We start from the raw sequence: 24,611 nt of genomic DNA, 5'->3' as shown, positions 1-24,611 counted from the left end.
TTTAAATTTTGTAAATTTCCAAGATATTTGCGACATTTCTGTCATTGGCCAATCTTGGCGTCTTATTTTGACCTCCCAATTTTCCCTGAGATTTTGCATACTCATGGAATGCATTTTTCTTAAGCCTTGTGATCTGAAGTTTCTGTAAAATATTTCCTGAGATCAGATCATCATAGTACGTGTTTCTGTTTCTAAGCTGAAGATCCAGTTCATTTCTGAATATTTCCATGTTTTCAGGATCCTTTTCAAATTCTATCAGCCATTCATGATAAGGAAGCCCCTCATTTGGATTTACCTGTGGAGCAAGATGGAACTCCGTAATCTGTGCCGGGTATTTTTCAAGAGTTACTTTCATGGCCTCCTCAACTTCAAAAGCAATTACATGTTCCCCAAAAGCTGAAGTAAAGTGCTTTGTTCTGCCACTTACCAATATCCTGTGAGGATTTTTATCAATAAATCGAACAACATCACCAATGGAATAGGCCCATAATCCGGAATTAGTTGTGAGAATCAATGCATAGTCCTTATTAAGTTCAATATCCTTTAAGGTTACTCTTCTTGCATCAGGTTTTCCATACTCTTCCAAAGGAATAAATTCATAAAAAATACCATGATTGGTCAATAGTAAAAGCCCCTCCTTGGTATAATCATCCTGAAAAGCGAAGAACCCTTCAGAAGCTGGAAAAGTTTGAACAATATCTACGCTGCCACCAAGTAAGTCCTCCATTTTATCGCGGTAAGGTTCATAGTTAACCCCTCCGGTAACAAGAAGTTGTAGGTTTGGAAATAGTTGCTTAATTTTTTTTCGATGTTTTTCCGTAAGTTTTTCAAAGTACATAATAAGCCATGGTGGAATTCCTGAGATCAGTGTCATGTTTTCATGTTCCGTCTCCTCAATTATTTTGTCTACTTTAGCTTCCCAGTCTTCCATAATGTTGGTTTCCCAACTTGGCAAGCGATTTTTTTGCAGATAATTGGGAATGTGGTGGGCCACAATACCGGACAACCTTCCTGTTTTTATTCCGAAAACTTCCTCCAGTTCAGGACTTCCTTGTAGAAAAATCATCTTTCCATTGACGAAGTCTGCATTGCTTTTTTTGCTGATATAGTGGAAAAGCGCACTTTGAGCTCCCGCAATTTGAAATGGCATTCCTTCTTTAGAGATAGGAATGTATTTAGATCCCGAAGTAGTTCCGGAGGTTTTGGCAAAATATTCTGGTGTTTCTGTCCAGAGAATATTAGCCTGTCCTTTTTTTACTCTTTCAATATAAGGTTTCAGATCTTCATAATCTGCAACCGGAACCTTGTTCTGAAATTCTTTTACAGAATGAATATTCTCAAAATCATGCTCACGTCCAAAAAGTGTTTTTTGAGCCGTGGATACAAGAGAAATCAATAAATCCTCCTGGTTTTTTTCTGCATTTTTTTTGAATTCCTCTGTTTTTTGAACATGTTTTTTTGCCCAAATAAGTGCTGCATTTTTCTTGAAGAAGTTTAACATGTGCCAAATTTATAAATAAGTATAGAATTTGGAACCATTTTTAGAAAACATGGCATAAAAAAACCGATGAACTTGTTCATCGGTTTCTCGAAATTTGATTATGAAAATAACAACTATATGTTAATGTTATGCTTATTTGTTTACTTTATATCTTTTGTCTGGTGTCCCGTCTTTTTTCAGATGTTTATTGTCTTTATACCTCTTGTCCGGAGTGCCGTCTTTTTTCATTTTGGCAGCAGGCTGTGCAGGCTTGGCCGGCTTTGCTTCTGCTGGTTTTACTGGCTTCATTTCAGCTGGCTTTGCAGCTTTTGCCTCAACTGGTTTTGCCGGTTTCATTACTTTTGCCGGTTGATGAGCAGTAGTATTTGCAGCGGGAGCAGTCTGCTGGGCAGTAGCAAGTCCTAATCCTAAGATTAATGACATTGCAGATAATAATTTTTTCATAAGAATTACGATTTGTTTTTGTTGAATAAAGATATACAAAAAGCAGGCTAGAAAATTCGGATTTTTAAACTTAACTAAAGTTTATTACAGCTTAAAAAAAAATTAAATACCCCGTCTGAATATAACAAAAGCCTGCTTTCATTTCTGAAAACAGGCTTTTGTGTATACATTAGGTTGTTTAGCGGGTACAGTTAGCTGTCCAGGTTTTACCATCCTTAAAATATAAAATCTTCAATGTGTTATTGTCAATTCTAATGTAAGAGGTTGCGCTAGAGCCGATCATTACAAGAGTATTATCTCCTTTTTGTTCAAACTCAATTCCATTAAGGTCAGGAATGCTGTTTGAAAATGCAAAATTGTACTTGGTACCACTGGCTATTTTTGTTACAAAAACACTTCCGTTATCAGTGCTAATGTTGGTAGAACCCCCATCATTGTAAGAAACGCTTCCTTTGTAGGTTCCTGCGAAGAAGTCGTTATTGGTAGGATCATCATCCCTGCTGCACGACGAAAACGATGATGCTGTAAAAATCAACAGCATAAAAATTCCTAAGATTTTAATTGCTTTTTTCATAATACTATTCTCTTTAATGTTTGGTAAGCTTAAAAATCCCAAACACTATGCCACGAGAAAATATTCGAGTTATTTTAACAGGTAATTAAATAAATTAGCAGAAAATTAAGATTTTAAAAAAACTAAGTTGTTCATTCTTAAATTTCAAAGTTATTGCGTTTTTATTGAAAGAAAAAAATATTCTTACCTTTGCCACAGCATAAACGGTTTCGGAAAACTCCCGAAATCGCTTTTGTCGTTTTATACCATTACAATTTATGCAGTTAAAATCCATCAACGAAAAGTTTCTTCCTGATCTATTGCAAAAAGAATTTGGGAGGGAGATTTTTAACCAGTTAGAAAACAATCAGCATATTGCTGTGAAAGGAAGTGCCGGATCTTCAGTCTCCGTCTTTGTAGCTGAGTTTTTTTTGGTTCAAAAAAAGCATATTCTTTATCTGGTAGATGATAAGGAAGATGCCCTATATGCTAATACGGAAATGGAAGACCTGCTTGGAAAAGAAAAGGTACTTTACTTTCCTGCAACTCATCTTGAACCCTATCAGGTAGAGAAAACACAGAATGCCAATTTAGTATTAAGGACTGAGGTTTTAAATAAAATCAATTCCGGGAGATCTCCAAAGGTTATTGTTGCTTATGCTGGTGCCTTATCGGAAAAGGTATTAAAGAAAGAAGATTTTAAGGCAATTTCTCACCATATAAAGGTAGGTGATCAGCTGGATTTTGATTTTGTAGACGAATTACTCAATCATTACCACTTTCAGCAGGCTGATTTTGTTTCTGAACCAGGGGAATTCTCTGTGAGAGGAGGAATTGTGGATGTATTTTCTTATTCCTACGAAAAACCATACAGGATTACCTTCTTTGGTAATGAGGTGGAAAGTATTAAAACATTTGATATTGAAACCCAGCTTTCAGTAGATAAGGTCAAGGATTTTCAGTTGGTTTCCAATATGAATTTTTCTGTGACCGGAAGCAGAGTGTCACTGCTGCAGCTTTTGCCTAAGGAAAGTTATGTCATTTCTAAAAATGGAATGATAGGAATGCAAAAGATAAAGACATTCTACGAAAAATCCCTTGAGAAATATGATACATTAAATAAGGATATTGCTCATAGAGCACCCCAAGAACTTTTTATTTCCGATCAGGAATTTTTGTTTGATTATAAAAAGTTTAAAACAATTGACTTTGGAAGTGCTGTTATTGAAGGCTTAAAAGATATTGCAGAAGTTAAAATGGAACAACTTCCGCAGCCGTCTTTTCATAAAAACTTTGAACTCCTCATTGAAGACATAGAAGAAAAACAAGGTGAAGGCTTTGATACCTGGATTTCCTTTTCAACGGAGAAGCAGAAAGAAAGGCTGGAATCTATTTTTGAAGAGCTTGAACATGAACTTCCTTTTAAAAGCTTCAAATCCGAGTTGCATGAGGGGTTTGTGGATAATGGCCATAAATTGTTGGTATATACGGATCATCAGATTTTTGACCGTTATCAAAGGTACAAGGCCAAAAATACTTTTGCAAAGTCAGAACAACTTACCTTAAAGGATTTGATGTCTTTAAAGATTGGTGACTATATCGCCCATATCGATCATGGGATCGGAAAGTTTATGGGGCTGGTAAAAGTAAATAATGATGGCAAGATCCAGGAATGTTTTAAGTTAACCTATAAAAATGGTGACCTGCTATATGTAAGTATCCATTCCCTGCATAAGATTTCTAAATACAATGGACCTGATGGGCGAGAAATTGTGTTGAGTAAACTAGGTTCTCCAACATGGAAGACCTTAAAGCAAAAAACAAAAGCTAAGGTAAAGCAGATTGCATTTGATCTTATCAGACTATACGCTGAAAGAAAGACTGCCAAAGGTTTTGCCTATACACCGGATTCTTATTTACAGAATGAGCTCGAAGCAAGCTTTATTTATGAAGATACTCCTGACCAGGAAAAGGCAACCATAGATGTGAAAAAAGATATGGAAGCTGATACAGTTATGGATAGATTGGTCTGTGGTGACGTAGGTTTTGGTAAAACAGAAGTTGCAATACGTGCTGCCTTTAAAGCTGCTACAGACGGAAAGCAGGTTGCTGTACTGGTACCAACAACTATTCTGGCATTTCAGCATTACAGAAGTTTTAAAGAAAGGCTTAAGGATTTTCCGGTAAATGTTTCCTATGTCAACAGATTCAGAACAGCCAAGCAAAAATCTGAAACTCTGGATGATCTGAAGAACGGAAAACTGGACATTATTATAGGAACCCATCAATTGGCAAGCAGCTCGGTCAAATTTAAGGATCTAGGATTGTTGATTATTGATGAGGAGCATAAGTTTGGGGTTTCTGTAAAAGATAAACTTAAGACCCTTAAAAATAATGTAGATACACTTACGTTGACGGCGACACCAATTCCTAGAACATTACAGTTCTCATTAATGGCTGCAAGAGATTTATCCGTAATCAAGACACCCCCGCCAAACAGGCAGCCGGTGGATACACAGTTGATAGGATTCAGTGAAGAAATCATTCGCGATGCTGTTTCCTATGAACTTCAAAGAGATGGACAGGTTTATTTTATCAATAACAGAATTGAAAACCTAAAAGATATTGCCGGGCTTATTCAACGTTTGGTTCCTGATGCTAGAGTGATCACGGGACACGGGCAAATGGAAGGGAAACAACTGGAGAAAAATGTGTTGGATTTTATGGAAGGAAAGTATGATGTTCTTGTTTCTACCACCATTGTAGAGAGTGGGGTGGACGTTCCGAATGCCAATACTATTTTTATCAATGATGCTCAAAGATTTGGAATGGCAGATCTGCACCAGATGAGAGGAAGGGTAGGGCGAAGTAATAGAAAAGCTTTCTGTTACCTTATTACTCCACCTTATGATATGATGACTTCTGATGCCAGAAAACGCTTGGAAGCAATAGAACAGTTTTCTGATTTGGGAAGTGGTTTTCAGATTGCAATGAAAGATCTTGAGATTCGTGGGGCAGGAGATTTATTAGGAGCCGAACAAAGCGGATTTATCAATGAAATGGGGTTTGAAACCTATCAAAAATTAATGCAAGAGGCACTTGAGGAATTGAAAGATGATGCTGATTTTGAAAGCTTGTTTGAAAATGAAGAAGACAGACAGAAGCTTTTCAAATCCGTGAAAGATGTTAATATTGATACAGACTTGGAATTGATGTTGCCGGATTTCTACATTTCTAATACCGAGGAAAGATTATTGCTGTATCAGAAAATTGCTGAGATCAATAATGAAAAAGATTTGCATCAGTTTGAACTTGAGTTGATTGACCGTTTCGGAGCATTGCCTAAAGAAGCTGTAAATTTATTAAAGAGTGTTTCCTTGAAGTGGCTTGCTGCAGACATCGGTTTTGAGAAGATTGTTATGAAGAATGGGGTATTTTTAGGGTATTTCCCAGGTAATCCCCAGGATAAGTTTTATCAGACGGATCGATTTAGACATATTATTAATTATTTAACGCGAAATCCTGCAGAAGCTCAGCTTAAAGAAAAATTGGGAAAAGAAGGAAATCAGCTTATGATGAGAAAAGAAAGAGTGAAAAATGTAGATGAAGTTAATATTTTATTAAAAGCTATAATTGAGCATAATTAAAGTATATTTTTTCGCAAAGAATAAAAAAGCATATAAAAAATTAAGTTTTTATATGCTTTTTTTGTGATTGTTATCAGTTTTTTGTTTTGTAATACTCATGATTAAGAGAATTAAACCCTTTTTAACATGGTGAAAATCACCTTTTAATGATTAAAAAAAGTTCCCAACATGCGGTACAGTAAGGGTTTGGGACGTTTTGTTGTTTGAAAAATAGATCAAAATTAGAGTTACGTAGAAATAATTCTACTTTTTTGTGTGATTAATTCTATGTTGTAATGTGTTTATTTCTATAGGTTTAGGTGTGTGTAACTGGAATTTTATGGACTTCAATTTGTACCTTTGCAGTCCTTATTATGAAAAAAATTATATTTTGCTGCGCGGCTGGACTTCTTTCTTTCTATGCCAACGCACAGGTGGGAATCGGTACTGATAAACCAAAATCAATGCTCGATGTAAACGGTAAAACCACCTTAAGAAAAGAACTTAGAGTAGGCGGGTCTTCAACTCAGGCAGGAAGTGCCGGATTGAACGGCCAGGTTTTGGTTTCCCAAGGAGAGGGCAAAGCTCCTGTTTGGAAATCATTGAATGTATCCTTTATGGAAGAGGGACAGTATAAATTGATTAATTCATATCTGTCGTCAGATCAAACGGGTATTATATCTCTTTCTAATGGCGTTGCGGGTGATGGTATCTACAATAATAATGTTGGAGATGACATTACAGATACCAGCAAAGGGAAATGGGCAAAGATTGCAGGTCTCGAAAATAGTTTTACCATCAAGAATGGAAAAAACAGACTTACTTATCAGTTTCAGACTGGGGTTGAAATGAAAGCACCCGTATCTACAACTTCACAAAACATAAGGTTTGCTTGTGGCGTTTTCAGAAATGGTAAGCTGGTTGCGGTACGTCCGGACAGAGTTGCTTCCAATAATAATGACGCAAAAGGAGGGCTTCAGGATTATATTTTCACGCTTAATTATACAGAACTTGATGTTCCGGTAGGATTACACAAAATTGAGATTGGATGTAGAAAGATTACTACCTCAAGTTCTCTTTCTCAATTTGCAATTGGACGTGATGTTCAGTCTGCCAATGGAGCAGCCAATGCATTTACTCTGGAATCTACCATGAAGATGGATGTCATTGAATATGTAAGCTATAAAACCAATAATTAAACGATGAAAAAAATACTATCGACCTTATTTCTTACCTCAGGCTTACTCTTGTCAGCTCAGGTAGGAATCAATACTGAGTCTCCGAAAGCAAAAATTGACGTAAACGGGGATCTGAACCTAAGACAAAAAATTGTTGTATTAAATACTACAGATAATAGCCTTTCTCAAGGGAACAATGATCAGTTACTGGTTTCTCAGGGTGAAGGTTATGCTCCAATATGGAAAACACTTCGTATTCCTGAATATGAAAACAATAAATTTTATTTGATATTCAATAACTCCTTTTCAGATAAGAGTGGAATTACATTTGCCTCCAATGAACAAGCGAGTTTAACGACTTCTAAGGCTGCTACATTTGTAAGGGGTGCTGATCTTAGCAGTCTGAAAGGATTTAAAAGAATTAATGGATTGTCACAGAATATCAGTGTTTTCAGTACAGAAAGTAAGGCTTATTTTCAGTTTGAAACTGTGGTACAGGCTGACTTCTCTGCAATTGGCAACAATACCGATGACACTTCAATAGACTATGCATGTGGTATTTTTGTAGACAATAAATTGATCAACCTTAGACAAAGAAACTTAAAGGCAATCAACTCTTCTTTTCCTTTCCTTACCCATAATCAAATTGGTATTGTAGAGAATCTTCCCAAGGGAAATCATAAAGTAGATGTGGCGTGTTCAAGACTGGCTTCTTATGGAGAAAGTTTTAGAATGCTATCTATTGGAACGAATACCAGTACGAATATCAATGATTTCATTTCTCAGTCATCCTTAAAGGTAGATGTATATGAGGTTCCAGAAGTATTTAACCCGATAATAGTAAATTAAAAACCAATTATGAAAAAAATATTTTTTGTTCAATTTTTATTATTGATCGGATTTGTAAATGCTCAAGTGGGGATTAATACAACTAATCCTGTGAATATGCTTGATGTGAATGGAGACATCAATGTCAGAAAAGAATTAAGAACCGGAGGTACTGATGTTTTGAAAGGATCATCTGGACTTGCCGGAGATATATTTCACAATAATACTGATATGCAGTCCAATGACTGGAAAGCGATCAAAATTGCTGATGGGCAGGGAAGTATGTCTTTGTTCTCCATCAATACGGTTGCGGATAAAACTGGAGTTTCTTTTTCAGGTGGAAACGGACAATCTGTTCCTTATGATGAAGGAATGTCCATCAATGGATGGTCTGTAATTCCATCAGCTTCAGATACCTTTTCTGTTACCAATGCTAATAATAAAGTAACATTCTCATTTCAGACAACAGTGCAAAAAACAGGAGCTAATTCTGCAAGTTTTGCATGTGGGGTTTTTGTAGATGACATCCTTAGAGCGGTAAGAACAGAGGTGCTATTGGGAGAAAGTGGAGGCTACAAAATTTTTAACCTTAATGCTACATTAGCTAATCTTACTCCTAAAAATCAATATAAAGTTAAAGTTGCCTGCATAAAAAGAGCAATTTCGGGTAATACACTTGGTATCGGAAGAGCTGTGAACGGAACATTCCTAAACAGTGATATGTCACAGTCTGTCTTAACAACGTCTGTACTTCAACCGTATTAATTTCCAGACTTATATAATAAATCAGAATCTAAAAACGTTATGTTTTTAGATTTTTTTGTTTATTAACTCTATTCTTTGTGAATTTGTAAGGATAAAGTACTCCTTTTTGTTAAAAATTGAATTATATTTGGGCAAGTTAAAATTTTTTTATGGTAAAAAACTATTTTCTTAAAATGTTTGCCGGTATTGCTTTTTTGGGTTTATTGGCTTCATGTAATACAACACAGGATCCTACCGAGTCAAAACCGAACCCTGACGATGGACCTGCAATACCAAAAATTCTTGCAAAGGTTATGATGGATACAAGCCTTTATGAAGAATACATTTCAACCAATAAAGGTGTTCTGGAGCAAACTTTATTTAAAGATGAAAAAGCTGTTAATACCTATTACACAGGTACATTAACATACACTGATGATCCGGGTGATAATACCAAAAAAAATATCACTAAAGTTAAGTTTGTAAGCCCGGCTGCCGGCAGTCTTAGTTATAGTTTTGATATTGTACCCGGTGAAAAAGGAAGAATCTCTTCAGCATCATGTATTGCAACAGGGGCAACTCCTGGACTTTCTCATTTAAGTGATTATGCTTTTACCTATGATGCAACAGAAAAGCTTACTAAGATTCTGGAAAAAAGAAAAGAAGGTGGAATATCTGCCTATAACAAGTTCATAGAATATACCTTTGTCTATTCTGGGGATAATATTTTTCAGGCGGTGTGCAAAAAAGGGATACTGGATATCACTGGCGCACCTGAAATGACGACTGCTGTGAAGACTACCTATAGTTTTCAAAATTATGATTCAAAGAAGAGTGCATTTTCTCTGCTTCCCAAAAACTATTTTATAGTACGAAGTTTAATGGATCCTGCCAATTTCTATAAGATGTCTCCGAATAATCCTACGTCTATGTATTTTGATATGCCGCCTCCAACGCCGTCTGTCAATACGGGTCAGAGTTATTCGTATGATAATCAAGGGTATCCTATGACAGAAAAAAATCAAAAATTTACATTTACCTATAAAAACTTATAGGGTAGATATTATTATTAATCTTATCAGAATATAAATAATAATATAATTTTTATGCAAAAAAAAATTATATTTGTCAAAAAAATAATCAATTACCTGAAAATGAAACAAATTTTCTATTTTATCTTATTAATTGCAGGTTTTTCTTCAATACATTCCTGCAAAAATTTATTGGATGAAGACGGGAATCCTCTATTGGATCTGAATGATAAAGGAGGTCTGAACGGGCCTAGAGCATTATATAGAGAGATTACAGCTAAGGACACCCTTGCAGAATATCATTATAGCGGGCTTCTTGTTACCAAAGTAATTACAGACAGTGCCTCTATTACAGATATCATGTACAGTGGTGATAAAATAAGCCAAATTAACTTTAATGGTTTCTTGGATCTGGATGGGAATGGGAAAATTGATAAGGATAGTGTATCATATTCTCAAATTTTTAACTATGGAAATAACAGTAAGTTACAAACGATTTCTGAGAATCGTTCTATTTTCAGAAGAACACCGCCTGTTCTACCAACAGATCCCCCTGGACCACAGACATTATTAAGCAAAGAAAAGTCTCTTTATAGAATAGTATACAACCCTGTAACAGCAAAACTGGATTCTATTGATATGAAAAACGGTGTGGAAGTGACAGGAACTCAGTTTGCATTTACAAATTACTCAAAAACGGCTTATTCTTATACTGGGGACAATGTATCTAAGGTTATAAGACATTACGGGCTTATCAATAATGCACCTACTAAAAAATACAGCTATGAATATTATGCGTATGATGATCAGATCAGCCCGTTTACATTATTACCACACGCCTATAAGATTTCAAGATTACTATCTACTATAATTAACGATAAAGAAAGTCTTATTCTGTCTCCAAATAACCCGAAGAGATGGTCAGTTACTGATTTGACTGTGCCTGTTCCGATTCCGGTTGTAAGGAGTACCAATTATGTATATGACCTTCAGACTTATATGACAAAAGGATATGGGGTTAACTACATCTATAAACCACAATAGAATGGTTTTTTAACAATATTTAAACTCAATCTTCCTAAGGTTGAGTTTTTTATTTTTTATCCCTTAATTTTGCAAAAAATTTCTGATGAAATATTTAATAGTTGGGCTGGGGAATAAAGGCTCAGAATATGAAAATACACGACATAATATAGGATTTAAAGTTGCAGAGAAAATAGCTGAAGTACTTGAGGTATCATTTAATACTGCTAATTTCGGCTGGATGGCTGAGGGAAAATATAAAGGCAGGAAAGTTTTTGTCCTTAAACCGGATACCTATATGAATCTTTCAGGAAATGCGGTAAGATACTGGATGCAGAAAGAAAATATTCCTTTGGAGAATGTATTGATTGTGACAGATGATTTGGCTCTTCCTTTCGGAACATTGAGAATGAAAGGGAAAGGCTCTGATGCAGGTCATAATGGACTGAAAAATATCAATGAAGTGCTACAGACTCAAAACTACGCAAGACTACGCTTTGGAATCTCTGCAGACTTTTCTGCAGGCCGACAGGTAGATTATGTATTGGGAACCTGGAATGAAGAGGAAACTGAAAAGCTTTCTGAAAGAATTGAAACTTTTTCAAAGGCCAGTCTTTCTTTTGTTTTTGCAGGAATCAGCAATACAATGTCAGCTTTCAATGGTAAATAGAGTTCAAGCTTGTTTTTTATCTAGAATACATATTTTATAGAGAATAATTGAATTTCAATTTGAATTTGAATACATAAAAAGGCCATCGGATTTCCGATGGCCTTCTGACGTGCTTTAAAAATTAATTTCCAATCAATTTATCTGAGCGATGCTCTATTTTGTCTATTATTTTTTTGTAACTAGCTGAAATGAAATGATGTTATAACCAGCTTACAGCGCCTGTTTCAACATCGTAATTTGCTCCAACGATTTTAATTTTACCGTCTTCTTCAAGCTTTCTAAGGGTTGAACTCTCTCTACGAATGTCTTCAATTGCATTTTTTACGTTCTGCTGATTAAGTCTTTCCAAAAGTGAACTGTTTTTTGATGAACGTTCTTCATTTTCTTCAATCACTTCATTGATGATGGGATCAAAATGGTTGATCAGGTGGTTTAGATTATCCATTCCCAACCCTTCAATCTGTGCAGCATCAAGACCTCCTTTTAAAGCACCACATTTTGTGTGGCCTAAAACTACGATCAGTTTAGAACCTGCAACGTTACATCCGAATTCCATTGAACCAAGAATATCCTGATTAACAAAATTACCGGCAATTCTGATACTGAAAACATCTCCAAGCCCTTGATCAAAAATAAGTTCTGCAGAAGTACGGCTGTCTATACAGCTTAAAACTACAGCAAAAGGCCACTGTCCTTCACGGGTAGCATTTACCTGCTCCAGAAGATCTCTGTTTGCTTTAAGGTTGTTTACAAACCTCTGATTTCCTTCTTTTAAAAAGTCTAAAGCTTTTTCAGGGGTAATTGATGACTGGGTTTCGTATGTATGTGCTTTCATATAATTTAATTGTTTTTCGAATTTTAAATTTTAAAATTAATTGATGATAAATGAGCTTACATAGCTCTTTTGTGGGTAATCAAGATGTGAGAATCTTCACTTCTTTCATAATCCCTGTATGAAGTTTTAAAGCCTAAAAGCTCTACATTAATGTCTTCTTCCTTAGCTCGGATATTGGCAAAATCCTGAATCATTTCCAATACATCTGTTGCAATATATGAGGTTTCTCTTGCATCGATGATTACGTTGGAATTAGGTTTAATGTTCTTCAATGTTTTTTTGATGGCAGCCTTGTTTAGGAAAGAAACTTCTTCGGCTAGTTTGATCTTAATTCCATCGGCATCATCCAGCTTTTCTCTGCTTAAATAATAAGCTCTTTTCATATTTCCCTGAAGGATATAGAAAACAGAGATGGCAAGACCAATTCCAACTCCTTTTAACAAGTCTGTTGCTACAACTGCTACAACCGTTGCTACAAATGGTACAAACTGGAATTTTCCAAGATGCCAGAAATGTTTGAACGTAGCAGGTTTAGCCAGTTTATATCCCACCAGAATTAATACTGCTGCAAGAGTTGCAAGCGGGATAAGGTTTAGGATGAAAGGAATGGTAAGTACACATACCAATAGAAGAACTCCATGGATCATGGCTGATGTCTTGGATGTAGCCCCTGCATTGGCATTGGCGGAACTTCTTACCACTACGGAGGTCATAGGAAGTCCTCCAATGAACGAGCTTATAAGGTTTCCTATTCCCTGAGCTTTAAGTTCAAGATTGGTATCTGTAATTCTTCTTTGCTGATCTAATCTGTCAGATGCTTCAATGCAAAGTAAGGTTTCAATAGAAGCTACAATGGCAATAGTTGCTCCTACGATCCATACTTTAGGATTGGTGAATCCTCCGAAGTCAGGCATTACAATCAGGTTTTTGAAATCCTCCAAAGATTTTGGAACCGGTAGAGATACTAAGTGCTCTGTGCCAATGGCTAATGCACTTCCTGATAATTTGAATGCCTCATTTAAAAGTATTCCGGCAACTACGGCAACCAATGCTCCCGGTAACATTTTTAATTTTCTAAGACCAGGTATTTTGTCCCATGCAATAAGGATACCTACCGATACTGCAGTTACAATAATTGCTCCAGGATGAACAGCTCCAAACAGTTCTGTGAAATAATTAAAATTAATTCCATTGCTGAATAGTGATTGATTTCCTTCATAATCTTTATCAAATCCCAGCGCGTGCGGAATTTGTTTTAGAATAATAATGATACCGATGGCAGCAAGCATTCCTTCAATAACGTTATTCGGGAAATAATTGGAAATACTACCAGCTCTAACGAACCCTAGAATCAATTGAATTAATCCGGCAATAATTCCGGCGCAAAGAAATAGTTCAAATGCTCCAAGGTCAGTAATTGCGGTAAGAACAATGGCCGTAAGACCTGCTGCAGGCCCTGAAACTGAGATATTTGAATTACTAAGAAATCCTACGACAAGACCTCCTACAATTCCGGAAATAACTCCGGACAATGGCGGTGCTCCCGAAGCTAAGGCGATTCCTAAGCACAGGGGAAGCGCTACTAAGAATACAACGAGTCCAGAAGGGAAATTCTCCTTGATTCCTCCTAATAATGATGTTTTTTTCATGATATTTTTGAAAATATTATAACCGATCGATCTATTCCTAAATAATCAATTATAAAAGATTGGAAAATTAATTTTAAAGCACGTACATAATGTTCAGTGCCGGAAATGGCATGAACGGAGTGTACAAAATAATCTAATTATACTTAAAATTAAGCTTCCGGAGGCGGAGAAAATATAGTGAGTAAGGGTGACAGATGAAAAGAATCATCTACCAGTATAAAAGACATCCCCTGAAGATCAGGTTCAGAGAATTTCAGATAATCGAAGACATCCAAAGGTTTTGGAAGCGTCTTTTCATAAACAATAAATGAGGATGGGTGAGAATGTGGTTCTTCTTCATTGACTATTATATTCGTTCTCAGAATGTCCCAGCCTGCAACCGCAGCAATGCTTGGCAGCGCTGTAAAATTCAGAAAAAACGTTAATACAATAATACTCCAGAATTTCATTTTACTTTCTTTTTAGAAAAACTATTTAGTTTTTCTGCTCATTACCCAATCAGAACTTGTAAGGTTGTAGATCTTTTGGATGTCTTTTAAGATTTTCTCAAAATCAATTTCCAGATCAATAATTTTACCTGTTCTAAGGTCAAACACCCAGCCATGTACAACAGGTTGCTCTTCCAAGATATACCTTTCTTGTACGCAGGCCATTTTAATAACGTTGATGCATTGCTCCTGAACATTAAGTTCTACAAGTCTGTCATAACGTTTGTCTTCATCTTCAATAGAATCAAGCTCAGCTTGGTGCAATCTGTAAACATCACGAATATTTCTCAACCATGGATTTAAGAGTCCTAAATCCTGAGGAGTCATCGCTGCTTTTACACCACCGCAGTTATAGTGCCCACATACTACAATGTGCTTTACTTTAAGATGTTCTACAGCATATTGAATAACTGCTGTGGAACTCATATCTAAAGTATTGACAACATTAGCAATGTTTCTGTGAACGAAAACCTCCCCCGGTTTTGCACCCATCAATTCTTCTGCTGTTGCTCTGCTGTCTGAACATCCGATATACAGATAGTCTGGATGCTGAGTTTTTGCCAGCTCATGGAAGAAATGTGGATCTTCGGAAAGTTTAGACTCTACCCATTTTCTATTGTTTTCGAAAATAACTTCGTACGATTGTGACATAATTTTAAAAATTTAAAAAGGTTTATAATTATTTATTTCGTTTAAATTATTTTCAAAATCAATAGACTAAATCAATAATTGTGCAAAAATATACTTTTTGCAGAAAAATCACTTACTTTTAACAAAGTTTAATATTAAAATATGCTTAAAATCATATCTAATATTCCGATATACTTTGCTTTAGGGTGAGTGTTTGCTGTCCAAATAATCCAAACGTTTAAAAACTAAGATAAAATTACGAAGTATAAATTATAATTTGAGAATTACACATTAAAATATTTTTAAATTTTTAGATTGTTCGAAAGAATTGCAGATCATCATATTCAAAATAAATAATCATTTGCTGTAGAAAAATGAATAAATTAAGGCCTTGATTTTAACCCTATAGTTTCAATGGAGGATTTCGATCTGGGAATATTTTATTGGGCAGGAATTTTTATTGCCTGCTTTTCATCTTTCCTGATATTGGGAAAGCCACAAAAGAGAACATCGGATTTTCTTTTGGCAATTTGGTTTCTGATTATAGGTGTTCATCTTGTTTTTTTTGTATTGCTTCGTTCAGGAGGTTATATGAAATTTCCTTATCTCATTGGATTTGAACTCCCTTTTCCTTTCATGCACGGCCCTATGTTGTATTTGTATATTTTGAGTGTTACAGGTAGAAAGATGAGCTGGAAGATCTGGTTGCTGCATTGCATGCCTGTTCTACTGATTTATGTGGTTCTATTTCAATTTTTGATGTTGTCTCCTCATGAAAGAATGTTGGTTTACCAGAATAGGGGTAAAGGATATGAAAGGTTGAGTGATGTTCTCAAATTTTTAATGATTATGTCCGGAATTGTATATGTAGGCTTAAGTCTGCTTGCAGTCAGAAAATACAAGAAAGAAATTTCCAATCAATACTCCAACACTGAGAAAATTAACCTGAATTGGGCATATTATCTGATTACAGGAATTGCGTTTATATGGATTGCCGTGATCATAAGGTATAATATTCTTATTTTTTCTATGGTGGTACTGTTTATTCTGGTAGCCGCTTACTTTGGTATCAGTCGTGTCGGTATTTTGGGTTTACCTGTTGTAGTTGATGCTGCTGCTGAAAAAGAAACTGATAATGAGGTGGTAAAGTATCAAAAGAACTCTCCGGGAGATGATGTTATACAAAGCATCTACGAAAAACTTGTGTATAGGATGAATCATGAAAAGCTGTATAAAGATCCGGATCTGAACCTGAATCATGTTGCCCAGCTGCTGAACGTTCATCCCAACATATTATCTCAGACCATTAATTCAGTAGAGAATAAAAACTTTTATGACTATATCAACCGACAACGAATTGAAGAGTTCAAAAAATTAGCAACACTCCCTGAAAATCAAAAGTACACGATTTTATCATTAGCTTTTGAAAGTGGATTCAATTCCAAGACCTCATTTAACCGGAATTTTAAAAAATACATGAATTGTTCTCCAAGAGAGTTTTTAAAAAGTCAAAATCTTACTTTGGAAGAGTAAGTGTCAGATAATAAATGATATAATATTGGTTTCATCTTTCATTTTGGAACAGTTGAGCCTTTCTTTATGTTCATTTTTGCAGTAAAATTAAACAACTGTCATGAAGAAACTCTTATTTATTATCGTCTGTATTTTTGCATTGCTTATCGGTGTCTATCCTTTAATTTATTTTTTTGTTGACGATGAAAATACTTTCCTGGGGTCTAAATCTTTAGATATACTCCACAACCAAATCTGGAGAATTGCTTTTTTTGCACATATTATTTTTGGTGGAATTTCTCTCTTTATAGGCTGGCGCCAGTTTGGGAGTAAATTCAGGAATAAATATATCAGAATACACAGAAGTATTGGAAAGCTTTATGTAGTTTCAGTGCTGATAAGTTCTGTTTCTGCTATCTATATGGGATTTTATGCCAATGGAGGAGTTGTATCTAGTGCTGGATTTGTTTGCTTAGGATTTATTTGGCTGATTACAACCCTGATAGCAGTCATACAAATCAGAAAAGGAAATGTGGTAAAGCACCAGCAATTTATGATTTATAGTTATGCCTGTACCTTTGCTGCAGTAACATTAAGAATCTGGCTTCCTGTTTTAAAGAGTATCACCCACGATCCGGATAATTCCTATATTATTGTAGCTTGGTTATGCTGGTTTCCTAATCTTTTGGTTGCTTATTTTATTAACAGGAATTTGCGAATTACAGATTAATATTTTAAAATTTTTGCATAAAAAACGGCCCCAAGCGGGGCCGTTTAATTTTAGAATAATCAATGTTATTCTTTAATAATTTTTACTAATGTTTCAGAATTATTGATTCTTACTAAATAAGCTCCGGATATTAAAGAAGAAAGATCCGTCTTCTCGTTTTCAAACTTACCTGACTTGATAAGTTGTCCAGACATATTGTAGATCTGATAATAATACTCTTTAACCTCATTAGGTTTGATATACAGAATACTTTTTACCGGATTCGGGAATACAGTTAGCTTGTCTTTTACAACCATTTCTGTAACCTTGGCTTGCTCAAAAGTACTGGATGCTTTTCTAAGAGCATCTTTAGGTACAGCAACAGCATTAGGGTCGTATCTGGCTATTTCCTTACCCGAGCCGTCATATTGAATTTTGGCACAACGGCAAGACATTCCTGCCTGTGGAGAAAATGCAAAAGATGGGTTCAGGAAATAGAGCTTATCATTAGCTCCGGTTGTAATTTCTGCATTGAAATACATTCCTGCGGCATGTCCACTGCTTCCTAATGGCGCAGAAGTCCAAATACCAGATCTTCTAAGATGGGCTGTTACATCAGGTGTTACTATCTCATCAAGTGTTTTGCCTCCTGCAAAACCTCTGATACCATTATTGGCAAAGGTTCCAATGTTATATTCAGGTCTATTTAGAATGTAACCATATCGTATAGGTAATTTATTGGTAGGTATTACTCTTACGTATCCACCAAGATAAGTCATTTTATTAATGTTATAGGGCTCATTACTTACATAGGCGTTGACATCTGAGGGGTCTATTCCATAGAAGTTCTTATAAACTCCTGACTGCAGGATACTGAACTTGGCATTATAAAACCAAGGTGAATTCCCTTTGGCATACGCTAAATATCCATCAAATATATTCACTCCTTCTGTAGATGTACCTTGTAAGTCAGGGATTCTCCATCCATCAGGACAGGGGTCATACGGAGATTTTTCAGTAGCATGTCCCCAACGACTTGGAAGCAGTCCATTCTCATCAGATAACCAGTCTTTAACTGCACTGGTGGAATTACTATACATAAATATAAATGGATTGTTTACAGAATATTTTATGATTTTCTTTATCTTGTCTGATGTTGCATCATTTGCACTGATTATACTTGAATATGTGGAATATTCTTTAGTATAATTTGCTTCGTAATTTGTATTGTTAATTGCTGCAGAGTATACTGGAGTGGTACCGCTTATACCCGTCTGTCTAAAAATAGTATACACATTGAATGAGCGAGAGGTATTGTAAAAACCTCCGGGATTATAGAAAACCGGGATTGGATCTTTTCTTCCCCATTGAAAGTGCATACCCCCGCTGTTCTTTATTTGTAATACCCTTAAACTATTTTCAGCCGTTGGGTTAGCTGGGTTGTAGGATAATGGGTCGGTGGTTGACTCTGCCGGGAGTGCCATATGGGTATCGATAAAAGGCATTTGTGCTCCTAAATCCCTATCCATTAGAATAGTCTTTAAAGGAACTCCATAATAACTGTTGGCGGGGTTTACAAATTGGTTGCTTGTATCCGCTTTAATACCTCCATTGGCAACGGTTTCTGTAGTGAATTCAGGCTGCTGCTGTACGATTGACTGTGGAACCCATATATGCCAGCTCCAGATTATTGGGTCACTGTTGTTATTGCTCACCCATTGTCCTGAATTTCCCAAATGAAATGCAACTACAGCATTACCTGTTTTATTTTCATTCAGGGTTACTCTTAATTTAGCATCTTCCATGGAACCATCTATTACCTCAACTTTTGAGATTAGAGTTTTGTCAGTTGTCCAAACAATGGATGTTGACTTGGTACTTCCGACAGGAAAATCATTATTCTCAGAAAGATACAGCTTATACATCGCATAAGCCTTTCTTAAAGGTATTTCAATTATTCTATCCTTATCAGCCGGAGTTGGAGTTGCTAATGTTGAATTGGTATACTCAATATAGCTATTAGGTTCTTTTGTCCATCCTTTAAGGGTTTCCAATGAATATTGTACAGGAGATGAGGCAATATATTCTGCTTCAAATTCTGTAGGCATATAAGCATTATTTGGATCTTTGATACAACGTACTGCTCTTGTTTCATAAGTGTTTCCTTCTAAAACACGGTTGTATGCGATATTATGCCATCCCAGATTTGAATGGCCGGGTACGTTCCCTGCATCTGATATAAGGAAAAGACCTCTTGCTCCTGTTACAGGAGTTTCCCCCGGGCTGATGGAAGAGAAAAAGGTAGAAGCATGCAATGCTCCGTCACTGTGCTGATCTTGAAAACCTATGAATGGTTGTTTGTATAATTTGTTGCCATCCCTTAAGGCGTCAATTTGCGCACTGGTACGGTTGGCCAAGGTCATCGGTTGAGGATAATATTCATAATTTCCAGTGATTGGAAGCATTCCTAAATTTCGATCCGCAACATTGCTTAAATCAAATCCATATCCGGGATATACTTTTATTCCAGGGTATTGAACACTTGGAGTGTTGGGAACAATATCCACATTCCCTAAGCCTCCGGTTTTACCCCACGGGCTGGATTTAGGTGAGGCATCTACTGATGAGTAGAAAGATGGAACTCTCCATCCGCAAGGGCATGGGTCAAAAGAAGATTTCAGTGCATATTGCTTACTTTCCTTGGCAACGGTTGCATCAGAAGTATTCATATTTACCCATTTTCCACCACGGGTATCTCCCCAAAGGTCCCAGGTTTCATTTTCGTAATGGTTATTTTTATTGAAAAATTTATATTTATTCTTAGAGAACCATGTGGTTTGTTCTTTTCTTTCCCAGTCAGATGCATTAGGCCCCTGCTTCATATAATTTTCACCGTTATCAACCAGCGTTTCTCCAATTTTGTATACATAAACTGGTGGGATAATCAGGTTGATTGGGTTGTTAATAGAATATCTGATGTTTCCGTTGGGAGAATCAAAACCTGTATTGTCAGCTGCAGCATATAGATTTCCTCTGTATTTTGAAGGAACAGAACCTTTCAATGTTCCTACTTCTCCTTTGATGGTATAGAGGGAGAGATCCTTGTAATTGGACGGGAATGGGTCTTTTCTTCCCCATTGATACTGCAATCCTCCAGATTTGTAAAAATCATGGCCTACAAGATTGGCATTGGTTGCACCCAGGTTTCTGTCCATCCATCTCCAGTCTGTAACCTGATTGTTCTCTTTATCAGCTTCAAATCCTTGATGATAAGTACTTCCGTTCGTTGGGTCATCGGTAACCCAAACGTGCCATGTCCAGTATACCTTATCATTGATACGATAAGAAACTACGGCATTTCCCTCTTTAAGCTTATTGATAAGTACCTTGATTTTGGCGCTTTCTCCGGTTCCTTCAAGTGCAACTGATTGTATCAATCCCACTTCATCTTCCCAATATAATCCAGCTTTAGCAATTCCTCCGTCTGGAATTTTAGTATAATTGTTCTGCTCATCTTTCATTAAATCACCTCCTTTTGCCCACATCTCATATGCTTTTTTAACAGGAATGTAAAGACCATCTACAGCATTGCCATTCTTATCTTTTCCTGTAAAGATATAGCTGTTGGGAGCTTTGGTCCAGTCTGTAGCATTATTGTCAGGAAGAGCTCCAGAATTTACGGTGAAGCATGAGTTGACACATTCTCCAACATTATAAGGAACGTTGAAGATTCCTACATAGTTAATGAATTTTGATACTTCCGATTCAATATCCTGTAATGATCTTACAGGCTGGTAGAAGCTGGTCACGTCATTTCGTAGTGCTCCCATACCATATAAAGTCATTTCCGGAGTATGGGAAATGATAAGGTCTTCAGAACCAGGCCCTCTTCGGGCATTTCCTTCGTTGTTGGTATAACCGAAATGAGGAGCTCCATAATTACTGTGAGCGGTCAGGTTGGTAATATTGATATAGGTGCCATTACTTTTATATACCCTGAATCCCGTGATATAGCTGGATACAATGACGATAGGTTCCTGATCCGTCATAAAATCAGATAGTTTCTCATGAATTGTATTATACATATTAAAGTATCTGCTTTCCAGGCTGTTTGGGTTCTTGAAATTATGATAGCCTGGTCCGTTAGGTTCTCCCGGCCATTGGCTGAATTTCATCATTAATCCGTGAATGGAAAATTTCCCTGCAAACATGTATACTGGATCATTATAGCTGTATAAATACGGTATTGGGTGTCCAGGCATTGCATGATAGATAAACTCAGGCGTAGCTCCCAATGTGTCACTTATTGCCCCTGTATTGATCAGTTTTACAGATTTACTGCCATTGGTATCTGTGATGAGGTTTGAAGGATTTGTTGTAGCAAATACCACATCATCCTTTTTATTGTTCATGATGACATTGCCAAGCTTGTTCCATGCATGGGCCGATGTTACCCTGTCTTTAATACCGGTCACCTTTCCTGCATTGTCTAAGATCAATGTATTTTCCTTTTTAGGAGTAAGGAGGATGGTATATTCATTTTCATCCAGATCACAGCTGGTAGCTGCATAATCTCCCTGCTTGTAATGACTTACTGATTTATTCCAAACCACACTGTTGAAATTGCTGAGATTGGAATTTGAGCTGAGCTCAATTTTTAGATTGTAAGTTGCTGTGGTGGAGGCCGGTAATTCGAAAACAGACTTCAGGTTTTCATTGTACTGGTTGTAAGAATACAAGATCTTGCACCAAGCGGTTACCCAGTTCCCTTGCGCGTTCTGGTACTTGATTTCCATTTTGATGTCATCACTGGTAAAAGGTTTTGTAAGCTTACCTTCAACAAGGGTTAGTCCTTTTTGATTGACATTCTGCTGAATGGTAAACCCAGGATCCAAATCATAGAGATAGGGTGGAGCATAACGGCTCGATCTAGAAAATTCTTCTTTTTCATAACTGTACTCTGCCGGGAGGAGAGAGACTCGCGAAAAAGCTTGGGCAGGTACTATACAAAATAGTACGGCTATAGCCCTGAGCGTAGACTTTTTTTTCATAATGTTCCGAGGAATTGTTAAGAGTTGTGTTTTGAGTAAATATTAAGATGAACAGTAAAATTATATTGCTATTCTCACTGACGGATAATGAAAATACAAGGGCTATAAACACGCAAATGTTTACAGTTTTCTAATTTTAAACCGTAGATCGTTATTTTTCGAAATAAAAAAGAGTAGGGAAATGACAGTTTCCAAACCGCCTAGGATGAATTTGAGTGTTTTTTTTCATGGTATGTGTTTTTAGTTTTATAAAAAAATAAATGATGGCATAGCTTTCCTTATTTTTTTATAAAAGTAAATAAAAATAATAAATCCCACAATATTGATGTGGGATTTATTATTGATTATGAATATGTTATGTTAAATAGTCTTTAGTGTATCCCTTTCAATGGGAATTTCACTTGAGGCTGTCCAGATTTATATTTTATTGTTGATGTAGCCGTTTGTTGCGTCTGTGGTTGGGTAAATCTTTCCGGGATTTCCCATCACCATAGAATCATTAGGAACATCAAAATTAACATAGGCATTGGGAGCAATAAGTACATTGCTGCCAATCTTTACATTTCCAACGATAACAGCGTTGGGACCTATCCATACTTCATCACCAATGATAGGATAGCCCTCATTTTTTCCTCGGTTTTGCTGGCCTATGGTAACTCCCTGAGCAATATTGCAGTTTTTTCCGATTTTAGTTTTCGGATTGATGACAAGTGCACCCCAATGCCCAAGGTACAGCCCTTCCCCAATTTCAGTTTCAGGATAGATTTGAAAACCGTATTTTATTTGATAATGCCTTAAAATCACTCTCCAGAATATACCGGAAAAAGATTTCTTCGGATATTTCTGTGCTTTTCTGAAAATATAAATATAATGAAGATTGGGATTGATACATTTTTTCCAAATCCCGACAGTAGAAAGCCATTGGCCTTTTTCCCGGTAAAAATCTTTCTGTATTATCGTGTAATCAGGCATGGCAAATATTTTATACTTTATCTATAATTTCCTGAAGGTGTGCTACCGATTTCTCCAATACAAACGGGAGGTCCGTATTGGTAATTTCTCTTTCATACTGTTTTGAAAGATCATTATCGGTAAGTATTTTTTTCATCCCCTCATAGATTCCGTCCTCTGAATTTGGTGTAATAAGCCCTAGTTTCCCATCCTGTAACAAATCTCTGATCCCTGAAACGTCCGTAGAAACTACCGGTTTATTCAGAATAAGGGCTTCAGCAATAATGGTAGGAAATCCCTCGTGTCGGGAAGACATAACATAAAAGTCTGATTTTTTAAGGTAAGGGTAGGGGTTGCTTCGGAATCCCAACATTTTTACAGTTTCCTGAAGTTCCAATTGATTAAGTTTTTCCTGAATATTTTCAAAATCATACCCATCACCAATAATGATGATCTGATGTTTCAAACCTTCATCCATTAATTTTTTATGAACGTCAAGAAGTCTGTCGTAGCCTTTTTGCGGATATACCGTTCCAATAGTAACAAAGGTGGGCAGATCTTTAGAAAAAGGAAAGTCATTGATCTCTATGTCAGCCTTTTGTAAAGTATCTTCTTTATCTATAGGGTTAAAGATCTTAATAACGGCTTGTTTTTCTTTTTCACTATGAGCCAGCTTTTGCATTTCTTCCTTTAGCTTATTGGAAATAACAAGTATTCTGTCAAACTTGAAGAGTTGCTGGATCACATCCGGAGTATATTCCTTAAGGTTGAAAATATCATTCTGAATCCAGATAATCTTCTTAGAATCTTTTTGCGGGCTGGATAATAGCTCTCTGTACATTCCATGGATGGCAGCTATTTCTACATCGTATTTTTTGTTCTTCAAAACAAACTTGTAGAGAAGAGATGGAAACACAAGAAACATTTTCTGGTAAAGTACCCTGAATGCCTTTACAGGGATCTCATGAGGTCTGTTGGTGGTAATCATTTCTCCTTTCAGGAGGTAATGTAAATTAACCCATGACGGAACTTCTTTAATATACATTCCTGTATAAAGATTAATTAACAGATCAACTTCATATTTGTCTTCAGGAAGGTTTTTAAGGAAATTGATTAAAACCTTTTCTGCACCTCCATGGCGCAGGGAACCAATACGTATAAGAATTTTTTTCTTCATTCAGGAGCATC

19 protein-coding genes are annotated in these 24,611 nt (G+C 36.2%); 9 read left to right on the top strand and 10 right to left on the bottom strand.

From position 1 onward, the window contains the following. Position 1: 1 nt before the first annotated feature. The 3 genes from SCA31_RS05490 to SCA31_RS05480 all read right to left on the bottom strand — a co-directional run bounded on the left by SCA31_RS05490 (position 2) and on the right by SCA31_RS05480 (position 2,519). Positions 2-1,501 (bottom strand): GH3 auxin-responsive promoter family protein, encoded by a 1,500-nt coding sequence (locus tag SCA31_RS05490; RefSeq protein WP_410695847.1) that lies wholly within the window; start codon positions 1,499-1,501, stop codon positions 2-4. A 132-nt stretch (positions 1,502-1,633) separates the two neighbouring features. Beyond that, entirely contained in the window at positions 1,634-1,945 is a 312-nt protein-coding gene (locus SCA31_RS05485) for a hypothetical protein (protein ID WP_410695846.1), read from the bottom strand. Between the two features lie 178 nt (positions 1,946-2,123). Further along, complete coding sequence (locus SCA31_RS05480; RefSeq protein ID WP_410695844.1) at positions 2,124-2,519, bottom strand: hypothetical protein; 396 nt, start codon at positions 2,517-2,519, stop codon at positions 2,124-2,126. Positions 2,520-2,776: 257 nt separating this feature from the next. Here SCA31_RS05480 and mfd point away from each other — a divergent pair, with 257 nt between their 5' ends. The 7 genes from mfd (at position 2,777) to pth (ending at position 11,598) form a co-directional block, all read left to right on the top strand. Beyond that, complete coding sequence (gene mfd, locus SCA31_RS05475; RefSeq protein WP_410695842.1) at positions 2,777-6,145, top strand: transcription-repair coupling factor; 3,369 nt, start codon at positions 2,777-2,779, stop codon at positions 6,143-6,145. 353 nt (positions 6,146-6,498) lie between these two features. Further along, positions 6,499-7,323: a hypothetical protein gene (locus SCA31_RS05470; RefSeq protein ID WP_410695840.1), complete on the top strand. Its 825-nt coding sequence runs from the start codon at positions 6,499-6,501 to the stop codon at positions 7,321-7,323. Between the two features lie 3 nt (positions 7,324-7,326). Further along, positions 7,327-8,151 carry a hypothetical protein gene (locus tag SCA31_RS05465; protein WP_410695838.1) on the top strand — a complete coding sequence of 275 codons (825 nt, stop codon included), beginning with the start codon at positions 7,327-7,329 and terminating at the stop codon, positions 8,149-8,151. Between the two features lie 9 nt (positions 8,152-8,160). Next, complete coding sequence (locus SCA31_RS05460) at positions 8,161-8,895, top strand: hypothetical protein (protein ID WP_410695836.1); 735 nt, start codon at positions 8,161-8,163, stop codon at positions 8,893-8,895. 149 nt (positions 8,896-9,044) lie between these two features. Next, positions 9,045-9,929 (top strand): hypothetical protein, encoded by an 885-nt coding sequence (locus tag SCA31_RS05455; protein ID WP_410695834.1) that lies wholly within the window; start codon positions 9,045-9,047, stop codon positions 9,927-9,929. Positions 9,930-10,028: 99 nt separating this feature from the next. Further along, complete coding sequence (locus SCA31_RS05450) at positions 10,029-10,949, top strand: hypothetical protein (protein ID WP_410695832.1); 921 nt, start codon at positions 10,029-10,031, stop codon at positions 10,947-10,949. An 85-nt stretch (positions 10,950-11,034) separates the two neighbouring features. Beyond that, entirely contained in the window at positions 11,035-11,598 is a 564-nt protein-coding gene (pth, locus tag SCA31_RS05445; RefSeq protein WP_410695830.1) for an aminoacyl-tRNA hydrolase, read from the top strand. Between the two features lie 199 nt (positions 11,599-11,797). Here the strand turns inward: pth and SCA31_RS05440 are convergent, their stop codons facing one another. From SCA31_RS05440 to SCA31_RS05425, 4 genes are all read right to left on the bottom strand, one after another. After that, positions 11,798-12,433, bottom strand: a complete 636-nt coding sequence (locus SCA31_RS05440) for a carbonic anhydrase (protein WP_410695828.1) — start codon at positions 12,431-12,433, stop codon at positions 11,798-11,800. 56 nt (positions 12,434-12,489) lie between these two features. After that, a complete protein-coding gene (locus SCA31_RS05435; RefSeq protein WP_410695826.1) occupies positions 12,490-14,082 on the bottom strand; it encodes a SulP family inorganic anion transporter in 1,593 nt (530 codons plus the stop codon). 149 nt (positions 14,083-14,231) lie between these two features. After that, on the bottom strand, positions 14,232-14,531 hold the full coding sequence (locus SCA31_RS05430; RefSeq protein ID WP_106916931.1) for a hypothetical protein: 300 nt from the start codon (positions 14,529-14,531) through the stop codon (positions 14,232-14,234). Between the two features lie 21 nt (positions 14,532-14,552). Further along, positions 14,553-15,221, bottom strand: coding sequence for a carbonic anhydrase (locus SCA31_RS05425; protein ID WP_410695824.1), 669 nt, complete (start codon positions 15,219-15,221; stop codon positions 14,553-14,555). 393 nt (positions 15,222-15,614) lie between these two features. Between SCA31_RS05425 and SCA31_RS05420 the strand changes: the two genes are divergently transcribed. Together SCA31_RS05420 and SCA31_RS05415 are read left to right on the top strand one after the other, a co-directional pair. Beyond that, the gene (locus SCA31_RS05420) at positions 15,615-16,733 is read left to right on the top strand and encodes a helix-turn-helix domain-containing protein (protein WP_410695822.1); all 1,119 of its coding nucleotides are present in this window, start codon (positions 15,615-15,617) and stop codon (positions 16,731-16,733) included. 100 nt (positions 16,734-16,833) lie between these two features. Then, positions 16,834-17,442: a DUF2306 domain-containing protein gene (locus SCA31_RS05415; RefSeq protein ID WP_410695820.1), complete on the top strand. Its 609-nt coding sequence runs from the start codon at positions 16,834-16,836 to the stop codon at positions 17,440-17,442. A 65-nt stretch (positions 17,443-17,507) separates the two neighbouring features. On the opposite strand, the gene SCA31_RS05410 is transcribed toward SCA31_RS05415, so the two are convergent. From SCA31_RS05410 to SCA31_RS05400, 3 genes are all read right to left on the bottom strand, one after another. Next, entirely contained in the window at positions 17,508-22,472 is a 4,965-nt protein-coding gene (locus tag SCA31_RS05410) for a T9SS type A sorting domain-containing protein (protein ID WP_410695818.1), read from the bottom strand. Positions 22,473-22,889: 417 nt separating this feature from the next. After that, a complete protein-coding gene (locus SCA31_RS05405) occupies positions 22,890-23,444 on the bottom strand; it encodes a serine O-acetyltransferase (RefSeq protein WP_410695816.1) in 555 nt (184 codons plus the stop codon). A gap of 10 nt (positions 23,445-23,454) precedes the next feature. Further along, positions 23,455-24,600 (bottom strand): glycosyltransferase, encoded by a 1,146-nt coding sequence (locus SCA31_RS05400; protein WP_410695814.1) that lies wholly within the window; start codon positions 24,598-24,600, stop codon positions 23,455-23,457. Positions 24,601-24,611: the final 11 nt, after the last annotated feature.

Source organism: Chryseobacterium sp. SIMBA_028, from assembly GCF_046535285.1.
Lineage (GTDB): Bacteria > Bacteroidota > Bacteroidia > Flavobacteriales > Weeksellaceae > Chryseobacterium.
Note: the sequence above shows the minus strand (reverse complement) of the source record. Positions and strands in the feature narration are given on the sequence as shown.

Bases quoted from the DNA above. Each gene is read 5' to 3' on its own strand.
- SCA31_RS05490 (WP_410695847.1), bottom strand. From the start codon at position 1,501: ATGTTAAACTTCTTCAAGAAAAATGCAGCACTTATTTGGGCAAAAAAA.
- SCA31_RS05485 (WP_410695846.1), bottom strand. From the start codon at position 1,945: ATGAAAAAATTATTATCTGCAATGTCATTAATCTTAGGATTAGGACTT.
- SCA31_RS05480 (WP_410695844.1), bottom strand. From the start codon at position 2,519: ATGAAAAAAGCAATTAAAATCTTAGGAATTTTTATGCTGTTGATTTTT.
- mfd (WP_410695842.1), top strand. From the start codon at position 2,777: ATGCAGTTAAAATCCATCAACGAAAAGTTTCTTCCTGATCTATTGCAA.
- SCA31_RS05470 (WP_410695840.1), top strand. From the start codon at position 6,499: ATGAAAAAAATTATATTTTGCTGCGCGGCTGGACTTCTTTCTTTCTAT.
- SCA31_RS05465 (WP_410695838.1), top strand. From the start codon at position 7,327: ATGAAAAAAATACTATCGACCTTATTTCTTACCTCAGGCTTACTCTTG.
- SCA31_RS05460 (WP_410695836.1), top strand. From the start codon at position 8,161: ATGAAAAAAATATTTTTTGTTCAATTTTTATTATTGATCGGATTTGTA.
- SCA31_RS05455 (WP_410695834.1), top strand. From the start codon at position 9,045: ATGGTAAAAAACTATTTTCTTAAAATGTTTGCCGGTATTGCTTTTTTG.
- SCA31_RS05450 (WP_410695832.1), top strand. From the start codon at position 10,029: ATGAAACAAATTTTCTATTTTATCTTATTAATTGCAGGTTTTTCTTCA.
- pth (WP_410695830.1), top strand. From the start codon at position 11,035: ATGAAATATTTAATAGTTGGGCTGGGGAATAAAGGCTCAGAATATGAA.
- SCA31_RS05440 (WP_410695828.1), bottom strand. From the start codon at position 12,433: ATGAAAGCACATACATACGAAACCCAGTCATCAATTACCCCTGAAAAA.
- SCA31_RS05435 (WP_410695826.1), bottom strand. From the start codon at position 14,082: ATGAAAAAAACATCATTATTAGGAGGAATCAAGGAGAATTTCCCTTCT.
- SCA31_RS05430 (WP_106916931.1), bottom strand. From the start codon at position 14,531: ATGAAATTCTGGAGTATTATTGTATTAACGTTTTTTCTGAATTTTACA.
- SCA31_RS05425 (WP_410695824.1), bottom strand. From the start codon at position 15,221: ATGTCACAATCGTACGAAGTTATTTTCGAAAACAATAGAAAATGGGTA.
- SCA31_RS05420 (WP_410695822.1), top strand. From the start codon at position 15,615: ATGGAGGATTTCGATCTGGGAATATTTTATTGGGCAGGAATTTTTATT.
- SCA31_RS05415 (WP_410695820.1), top strand. From the start codon at position 16,834: ATGAAGAAACTCTTATTTATTATCGTCTGTATTTTTGCATTGCTTATC.
- SCA31_RS05410 (WP_410695818.1), bottom strand. From the start codon at position 22,472: ATGAAAAAAAAGTCTACGCTCAGGGCTATAGCCGTACTATTTTGTATA.
- SCA31_RS05405 (WP_410695816.1), bottom strand. From the start codon at position 23,444: ATGCCTGATTACACGATAATACAGAAAGATTTTTACCGGGAAAAAGGC.
- SCA31_RS05400 (WP_410695814.1), bottom strand. From the start codon at position 24,600: ATGAAGAAAAAAATTCTTATACGTATTGGTTCCCTGCGCCATGGAGGT.